The organism is Pseudomonas sp. SDO5215_S409 (genome assembly GCF_054071325.1).
Genome location: NZ_JBSVWN010000143.1, coordinates 1 through 1207 on the forward strand (window position 1 = coordinate 1; position 1207 = coordinate 1207).

At 49.2% G+C, this 1207-nt stretch carries 3 protein-coding genes; 1 reads left to right on the forward strand and 2 read right to left on the reverse strand.

Features of this window, described 5'->3' with window-relative positions; genetic code table 11:
- Positions 1 to 34 precede the first annotated feature (34 nt).
- Complete coding sequence (locus ACW9H9_RS28595; protein WP_457346703.1) at positions 35 to 163, reverse strand: hypothetical protein; 129 nt, start codon at positions 161 to 163, stop codon at positions 35 to 37.
- A gap of 171 nt (positions 164 to 334) precedes the next feature.
- Between ACW9H9_RS28595 and ACW9H9_RS28600 the strand changes: the two genes are divergently transcribed.
- Positions 335 to 490, forward strand: coding sequence for a hypothetical protein (locus ACW9H9_RS28600; RefSeq protein ID WP_457346704.1), 156 nt, complete (start codon positions 335 to 337; stop codon positions 488 to 490).
- 3 nt (positions 491 to 493) lie between these two features.
- On the opposite strand, the gene ACW9H9_RS28605 is transcribed toward ACW9H9_RS28600, so the two are convergent.
- Positions 494 to 1207, reverse strand: a 714-nt coding sequence (locus ACW9H9_RS28605; RefSeq protein ID WP_457346705.1) for a hypothetical protein, incomplete at its 5' end; no start/stop codon positions are given.

Sequence of the window (1207 nt, forward strand, 5' to 3'; positions counted from 1 at the left end):
AGCGTCTATGGCTCGGCTGTCGAAACATAGTGGCCTACTTCAGACCATCCCTAGCCATTTCTTCAGCTGAACCTAAGCCGGTAACACCGTCCACCGCCTTGTCGTATGCCCAATCCAGAACCGCCATCATTTTGTTTGGGGTAATGTCTTTTTCCGTGATCATGTAAATCCTTCAATTCACGATTGCCTATTGGATTGGAGAGGCTACCGCACTCGGCAACTCAACCTTTAGCTATCGACGCTTTGAAAAAAACCTTGAGTCCTAAGTGACACTCCTGAGACGGCATCAGTTCGCGTTCAAGCCGCTATCACGGGTCAAAAGGCGAACTTTCCAATGGATTTCCTTCACCATCATTTCGTCCTTGCCGGTATGTTTGTCAGCGATTTCCAGGATGCTGAACCTGAAATTCTCCGCGAAATCCTTCCCGCGCTTGGTGTGCAATTCCCGAATTCGGGTGTTCCCACCATGCCCGTTGTTTGCGTAGTTTGACCATCAATCCCACAAGCCACCTGTACCGGTTGCTGAACCCACATAAAGCTGTTCTTCACCCTTGGTTCGGTCAGAAATCAGGTAGACGCCTGCCACACTCGATAGAGCCGTCTGCCATGACTCCAAGGCTTGATTGACGATGATCTTCAACTCGCCATGGGATATGTCTACTTCTTTGAAGCCGGGGAATCTGCCAATAGTCATGGGTTTTTCAAGAATAGATGACACAACCATGCTTTTGATGCACGTTTCCAGCCATAGATAATTCATTCGCGGCTTCGTGTAGTCGAGGATCAAGCGTCCTTCCAACTCGGTAAATTCTGGTACTCGGCGGTAATCGTAGGCGAAGTCACGGTTTTCCTTCTTTACCTTTGAGTCGTTTAGCTTCAACGAGTCGTAAACGCCAGCCAGTAGCCATTTCTTCGTGCCGGGCAGTTCGACCAATCCTATGACGTACTCACACTCAAAATTCCTACGAGACTGCCACGACTGCCATTCATCAAAATTACCGGCTAGGTACACGTCCATAGGATGTTCCAACCCATTGTGCTGGGCTAAATGCACCTTCGTATTTTTGATTGATAGAGAGGGTAGGAGGCTGGTGAGCAGCTGAATCAGCATTTGGCGACTCTGATTAGTTTGTGGATGGCAATTGGCAAGGAGTAACCGTCCGGCCAGCACCCTCTGCTGACAGCCCTCCAAATTGGCCAAGATAGT

What these genes read in the sequence shown, in the direction of transcription:
- ACW9H9_RS28595 (WP_457346703.1), bottom strand. Translation starts at nt 163, where the DNA reads ATGATCACGGAAAAAGACATTACCCCAAACAAAATGATGGCGGTTCTG.
- ACW9H9_RS28600 (WP_457346704.1), top strand. Translation starts at nt 335, where the DNA reads ATGGATTTCCTTCACCATCATTTCGTCCTTGCCGGTATGTTTGTCAGC.